Genomic DNA, 6,091 nt, shown 5'->3' on the forward strand with positions numbered 1-6,091 from the left:
TGCCAAATCCTACCACCACGCGAGGTCCGATGCGCTCGACCTCTGGACAGGCTATACTGCAGAGCTGACGGCCTGATTGCCGAGATCACCCAAAGGTTTGGTCGAGCGGCAACAACCTGACAAAGCCGACACCGGTGTAACCCCCGACGCAATGTTCGCCGAAACGGCGTTTGGCAATCCCCTAGGCCGGTTGCAAATGGCGCCGAACGCGCGCTTGGCTTGGGCGCGCTGACAGTGCCGCTGGTGCCAAGCACTTGGTGAGCAGTTAGTCAGCGCCGCGATTGCCCGGATATCACCGAGCCCTATCTTGCTTCGGCCTTCGAAGTTTACCCACAAGCCGCCACGCCCGACGCAATGCCGTGAAGGCAGCCCCGATTATGATCACCCACAAAGCCACGCGCAACACCTGCCCCGTGCCATTCCACCAAGGCTCGGCCAGGCTGACGATTGCTGCCAGCGTCACTAGTGCCATCCGGTGTGGCTTGGCCATCGGTCCGGCAAAATCCGCGCCGGCGCCGACGTTGACGCCCAATTCCCGGACATAGGCCGTCAGAAAGGCAAAACCCGTCGCGGCCCAACCAAGCGCGGGACTTTCGATGCAAAGTGCGACGCCCATAAGGATCAGCATGTCCGAGATTCGGTCTGGAAATTCGTTCCAGAAACCGCCATCGGGCGAGGCGCGACCGGCTTCGATGGCAACCATGCCGTCGAACAGGTTGCACAGCAGGCGAAGCTGCACAAATAGCGCTGCCGCCACAAACAGAAGCGAACGCAGGCCACCGCTGACGCCATCTGCGGCCCAGAAACAGGCTCCGGCAATCAGGGCCGCGATCATTCCGGCCATGGAAATCTGGTTCGGAGTGATGCGGGTTCCGGCCAGCCAACGCGATATCCTGACGGCCCAGCCGGCCTGCCGGCTGGCAAGGGGGCGGCGGTTTTTGACTTCGGTCATCATGGTTTCCAGAGCGTGAGACTGTAAAAGAAGGCATAACTCGTCGAGACAATCAGCGAAACGGCGATTGTCGCCGCAGTCTCGGGCGTTCCGGCCTGACCATGCAGCACCGCCAGCAGCACAAGCGATAGGGACGCAGCCACCACCGGCGGTACAATCAGCGCAGGCAGTCCGGCAAGCCGGGCTGTGACTGCCTCAATCATCCGCTTCAAAAGCAGGGTGATAATAGCAGAAATCGTGCCCTGCAGCACCCCGGCGATCACCGGCTCGGGCATCGGATGGGCGCGGCTGGCAAAGACCGCCCCGCCCCATCGCAAGAAACGCCCCCGCCATATGGATCGGCGCCTGCCGGGTAAACGCGACGCTCAACTCACGCTCCAGAAGTAGCGGCTGAGGTGGAAGAAAACCGGCGCCGCGAAGATCACCGAGTCGAGCCGGTCAATAAATCCGCCGTGGCCCGCAATGCTGTGTCCCCAATCCTTGACGCCGCGGTCGCGCTTTATTGCAGACATCACGAGACCACCCAGAAAGCCCATGATGGTAATGACAAACCCCATCAGGCCCGCCTCGACCGGCGAGAATGGCGTAATCCACCACAGGCTTGCCGCGATCAAGGTCGCTGTCAGACTGCCGCCGACAAAGCCTTCGATGGTTTTCGACGGTGACAGGCTGGGTGCGATCTTGTGACGCCCGATCAGTTTGCCCCAGACATATTGCAACACGTCGCTCAGTTGGACCACGATGACCAGAAAAGCGATCAGCAGCACGCCGCGTTCGCCGTATCCGGGAATATCCAGATTAAGCAGCGCCGGCACATGCGACACACAATAAAGACAGATCATCAGTGCCCATTGCATCTCGGCAACGCGAACAAGAAAATTGCGCGACGCACCTGACAATGCCGAGACAATCGGCAGTAGCAGAAACACCCAGACCGGAATGAAAATCGCGAACAGCCCATACCAGGACGTCCAGACCAGATAGTACTGAATCGGCAGAACAATGAAAAACACAGCCGCAAGCGAGCGGTGATCGGCGCGAGACGCGTTGGTCAGCGTCATAAATTCGCGCAAGGCCGCGAAAGAGCAAAGCGCGAACAGAATGATCACCCCGGTGCGCCCAGCGAGGAACGCAAGCGAAATAGCGATGGCCATCACCCACCATGCCCGGATACGGGCGTTCAGGTTTTCAATCCCCTCGTTCTGTCCATCGGGTGACAGACGCCGTTGCAATACAAAGCCGATCACGCTGGCCACGACCAAAACGCCGCCAATCCGCGCAATCACTGTCAGCAGGTCGGAATGTACGGGGTTCATGGGGTGACCTTTGCGGCGGGGCTCAGGGACAGCAGGGCGTCGCGCGATCTTTGCAAAAATTCAGCCTTGGCTTCGTTCTCAGTCAGGTGCAAGGCCGCACCAAAATTCACTTTGCACATCAGTGGCACCGGAATGAACGCCCCCTTCGGCAAGACCCGGTTCAGATTTTCGATCCAGACTGGAACCAGATCAATATCGGGCCGTGTTCGTGCAAGATGAAAAAGGCCGCTCTTGAACGGCAAAAGCACCTCATCTGTCTGGTTGCGCGTGCCTTCGGGAAACAGGATCAGGGATGCGCCATCGTCCAGCGCACCGGCCATTTGTGCGATCGGATCGGCCTGACGCTCGGCCGCATTGCGGGCGATCAGCACGGCGTTGAAAACGTCCGAGCCGATAAAGCGGCGCAACCGGCCCTGCTCCCAATATTCCGCTCCGGCAACGGGCCGAACCTGTCGGCGCAACCGGGGTGGCAGGACAGACCAAATCAGAATGAAATCGCCGTGGCTGGCATGGTTGGCAAAATACACACGCTGGCGTTGAAGTGTCGGGTCGATTCCTGTCCAGACCGCCTGAACCGCCGTGATTGCGCGCGCGAAAAACGCGATCGCGCCACCGACGACTTCAGCTGTCCACCCGTTTGTCCGCACGTCTTCACCACCTCGCCACTCGACAGTTCGGCCACTATTAAAGAAACAAAAGCGGCAGCGCAAATCGGTGAGACAAGTTGACGTACGAGATCGGATTACACGCCGCTAGAGCAGCCCACACAATCGCGCCTGCACGTGCTACGCTTGATGGACCGCTCTCGCAAGAACCGGTATTTCCGTGCACCAAGGTTCGGGCATTCGGTCAACCTGACAAAGCCCTTGAGCATTCTCGATTTGAGTCGCGATCTATCGAATATCAACATCAACCAAGTCATCGACGTCGAGCTTTGAGTTTGAGTGGATGGACGTTCTTATTCCATCCGCTCATCTGTGAGCAGATGCAGAAGCTCGCGGGGATCATTTGAATGCGAACGTTAAACGCGAAAACCCCGCGTGCGCTGATCGACCCTTCAGCATTGATTCAGCGAGTTCGAGGAAATTGGACAACTCGGGTTGCGACTGGCTCAGCCCGCCCCTTCGCGAATGTCGACACCTGTGACCCTGTTACCTTGGCCAAATATCGTCACATGAATGTAGGCTGCCTCGCCCCGCGCGACTGATCGGAGAATATAGTCCGAGAGTCCTTCGCGCACCCGGCAATTTGACGAAATTACTGCCCGAGCCTCGACGCTGCCGAAAAACAGGTCGTGCCCGTCGTAGCGATCGGGTCGATCGAAGCGGTGATAATTCGCCCGGTCCTGCTGCACCATAGCGCAGACGCTGGTCAGTGCCTTGCCGTCGGAATTGCGCGCGTCCTGCGGACTGATCCAAGTATTATAGGACCCGATCTCCTGCTGCGCCGCGGCTGGCAGCGCCAAGCCGCAATAGGCAAGGGCCACGGCCCCAATGAGATAGCGCATCGTCGATCCCCCCAAGCCGACATTCTCCAAGTGGACTGCCTTTTGACGTCAAGATCGCCTGATCAGGCCCGCAGATCAAGTATCTTTTGCCTCTGAGGGTCTCCGCGGTTGCGGGAACGCCCGGAGGCGGGCGGGTGTGTCGCAAACTTTCTGTCTAACTTTCGCCGTGTCGACCTTTTCGCTATGCCCGCTGCGGCACGGTAGCAGATTGTCGGAGGACGGAGTGATCAGATTCAAGGGCAGCCATTATCCGAAGCATGTCATCCTCTACGCGGTGTTTTTCTATGTCCGGTACGCCGTCTCCTACCGCGATCTCGAAGAAATCCTGGCCGAGCGTGGGGTGCATATTGACCACGCTACCCTGAACCGCTGGGTGGTGAAATACGCCCCGCTCATCGCGGCCGAGGCGCAGAAGCGGAAGTCGGCAACCGGTAGGTCGTGGCGTATGGATGAAACCTACGTCAAAGTGAAAGGCCGGTGGACTTACCTGTACCGAGCGGTCGACAAGGAGGGCAATACCCTTGATTTCATGCTTTCGGAGCGCCGCGACGAGGCTGCGGCAACCGTGTACTTCACCCGAACGATCCGGAGCAACGGCTGGCCGGACAAGGTCGTGATCGACAAGAGCGGCGCCAACCTCGCCGGCTTGGAGAACATGAACATCCGGCTGATCCTGAGGAGCTGGTTCTGGCTGATCGAGGTTCTGCAGGTCAAATACCTCAACAACATCCTGGAGCAGGACCACCGCTTCATCAAGAAGCTGACCCGGCCGATGCAGGGCTTCAAATCCTTCGCTGCTGCGCAGGCGACCCTCGCCGGGATCGAGACCGCGCATATGATCCGAAAGGGTCAGCTTGCCGGCAACGGTGGCACCGCCTTTCAGCAGTTCGCGGCGCTGGCAGAATAACTGTGTCCAGCAAAACGCTTGCGTTTAGCCTGCTGATATATTTGCGACACAACCGGCCAGGATTGGTGTCCGCGTGCTGAACCGGATGACCGAACTTGGTCGCCCCAGTTTCGAACGCACCGCCTGAATTCCATCTCGGGTAGGGCGCGTTCCGAATTGGAATCGATCCGTGCAACACGACCCATCTGTGCCATCGTTGTATCCCGCTTGCTGGTTCATTGTCTCTTGATACCGCAGTGCAGGGGGTGGGGCAATTTTGAGAGGTGCCCCCGGACCGCGACAAAGGTGACGACAATTCACGAAGACTTCTTGCACGCTTTGGTGATAAGCTGATCTTGCAGATTGGCCCGCAGGAGGATGTTCTAAATGCCCTCGACGCTCACGATGGAGAACCCCGTTTTTGCAGCATATGCGGTCGCGTCCGCGCTCATGCTTCTCAAGCTGATGGGACAGGGATGGGTAACTGTGGCTCTGATGTTGAGGACCGACGGGGGCCTTCTCAATCCCGAGGATCTTCGGACTACCGTGGCTAATCGTAACCCCCGACCAGAGCAGCTCGACTTGGACCCTAAGGTTGAGCGGTCCCGCCGCATACAGCGCAACGACCTCGAGAGTATTCCGGCCTTCTTGGCCGCAGGGCTTATCTTCGTGGCCACGGAGCCGTCCCTCTGGGTGGCGGTACCGCTTTTCGCCAGCTTCGTGTTGGCGCGTCTCGCCCACACCTTCGCCTACGCCACCGCACAAAACCATGAGTTACGGGCCATCTTTTTCTCGGTAGGTTCGGTTGTGGTGATCGTCATGGTCCTGTGGGTGCTGGTCGCGGCGCTGCTCTGAGACTCGCCGCGTACAGAAGTCCCTCACTAGGAAGTTATCACGTTAACCAGCCAGGGGTGATAGACGGCGATTTAAGCATCGAGCCTTTAAATTGAACCATATCCGGCCTCACAGAAGTCGTTCCATCATTCCTGTGGTGTAAACAGATCGCAGATTTCAACGAGAGCATTGAACATTTGGTGGAAGGTTCTGGTTCCGATCCGTCGCAAAATGGGCCTTCAGTTTCGACAAGGCCATTTCGATCGGGTTGAGATCAGGCGAGTACGGCGGCAGGTATAGGAACCAGCAGCCTTGCGTCTTGAGCGCGGTGGCAGCGTCTTTGTTGCGATGCGTTGCGATGCGTTGCGAGGTTGTCGCAGATGACCACGGTTCCAGGTTGCAGATCGGCTCTGGGCAGCAAATCCTCGTTTTTGGAACGGTCCGAACCGTCGTGGCGAAGGTACGCTTCGATGTAGGTTTCTCGGACGCCCCGCGCGACGTTTGAGTGACGCGGGACGTTGCCTGGCGTCGGAGAAGCGCTCAAGCGGGAAATCGCGGGGTTGGGCTTGGTGGGTGGTTTGTTGCTATGGGGATTG

At 58.7% G+C, this 6,091-nt stretch carries 7 protein-coding genes and 1 pseudogene; 2 read left to right on the forward strand and 6 right to left on the reverse strand.

What is annotated here, in order from left to right; genetic code table 11:
• Positions 1-292 precede the first annotated feature (292 nt).
• From FQ320_RS24895 to FQ320_RS24915, 5 genes are all read right to left on the reverse strand, one after another.
• On the reverse strand, positions 293-952 hold the full coding sequence (locus FQ320_RS24895) for a CDP-alcohol phosphatidyltransferase family protein (RefSeq protein WP_148475953.1): 660 nt from the start codon (positions 950-952) through the stop codon (positions 293-295).
• Entirely contained in the window at positions 952-1,269 is a 318-nt protein-coding gene (locus FQ320_RS24900) for a hypothetical protein (protein ID WP_222861727.1), read from the reverse strand. The genes FQ320_RS24895 and FQ320_RS24900 overlap by 1 nt, the downstream gene beginning before the upstream one ends.
• Before the next feature lie 48 nt (positions 1,270-1,317).
• A complete protein-coding gene (locus tag FQ320_RS24905) occupies positions 1,318-2,268 on the reverse strand; it encodes a phosphatidate cytidylyltransferase (protein ID WP_148475954.1) in 951 nt (316 codons plus the stop codon).
• Positions 2,265-2,915, reverse strand: coding sequence for a lysophospholipid acyltransferase family protein (locus FQ320_RS24910; protein ID WP_148475955.1), 651 nt, complete (start codon positions 2,913-2,915; stop codon positions 2,265-2,267). Before FQ320_RS24910 ends, FQ320_RS24905 begins: the two co-directional genes overlap by 4 nt.
• Before the next feature lie 464 nt (positions 2,916-3,379).
• On the reverse strand, positions 3,380-3,775 hold the full coding sequence (locus FQ320_RS24915) for a hypothetical protein (protein ID WP_148475956.1): 396 nt from the start codon (positions 3,773-3,775) through the stop codon (positions 3,380-3,382).
• Positions 3,776-3,998: 223 nt separating this feature from the next.
• Between FQ320_RS24915 and FQ320_RS24920 the strand changes: the two genes are divergently transcribed.
• Positions 3,999-4,682 carry an IS6 family transposase gene (locus tag FQ320_RS24920; RefSeq protein WP_148475957.1) on the forward strand — a complete coding sequence of 228 codons (684 nt, stop codon included), beginning with the start codon at positions 3,999-4,001 and terminating at the stop codon, positions 4,680-4,682.
• 366 nt (positions 4,683-5,048) lie between these two features.
• The gene (locus FQ320_RS24925; protein ID WP_148475958.1) at positions 5,049-5,516 is read left to right on the forward strand and encodes an MAPEG family protein; all 468 of its coding nucleotides are present in this window, start codon (positions 5,049-5,051) and stop codon (positions 5,514-5,516) included.
• Between the two features lie 125 nt (positions 5,517-5,641).
• On the opposite strand, the pseudogene FQ320_RS24930 reads toward FQ320_RS24925, so the two are convergent.
• A pseudogene (locus FQ320_RS24930) lies at positions 5,642-5,898 on the reverse strand (transposase); the annotation flags it as partial.
• Between the last annotated feature and the right edge of the window lie 193 nt (positions 5,899-6,091).

Source organism: Oceaniovalibus sp. ACAM 378 (assembly GCF_008085915.1).
In the GTDB taxonomy this organism is placed as follows: Bacteria; Pseudomonadota; Alphaproteobacteria; order Rhodobacterales; family Rhodobacteraceae; genus Oceaniglobus.

Bases quoted from the DNA above. Each gene is read 5' to 3' on its own strand.
- FQ320_RS24925 (WP_148475958.1), top strand. From the start codon at position 5,049: ATGCCCTCGACGCTCACGATGGAGAACCCCGTTTTTGCAGCATATGCG.
- FQ320_RS24905 (WP_148475954.1), bottom strand. From the start codon at position 2,268: ATGAACCCCGTACATTCCGACCTGCTGACAGTGATTGCGCGGATTGGC.
- FQ320_RS24915 (WP_148475956.1), bottom strand. From the start codon at position 3,775: ATGCGCTATCTCATTGGGGCCGTGGCCCTTGCCTATTGCGGCTTGGCG.
- FQ320_RS24895 (WP_148475953.1), bottom strand. From the start codon at position 952: ATGACCGAAGTCAAAAACCGCCGCCCCCTTGCCAGCCGGCAGGCCGGC.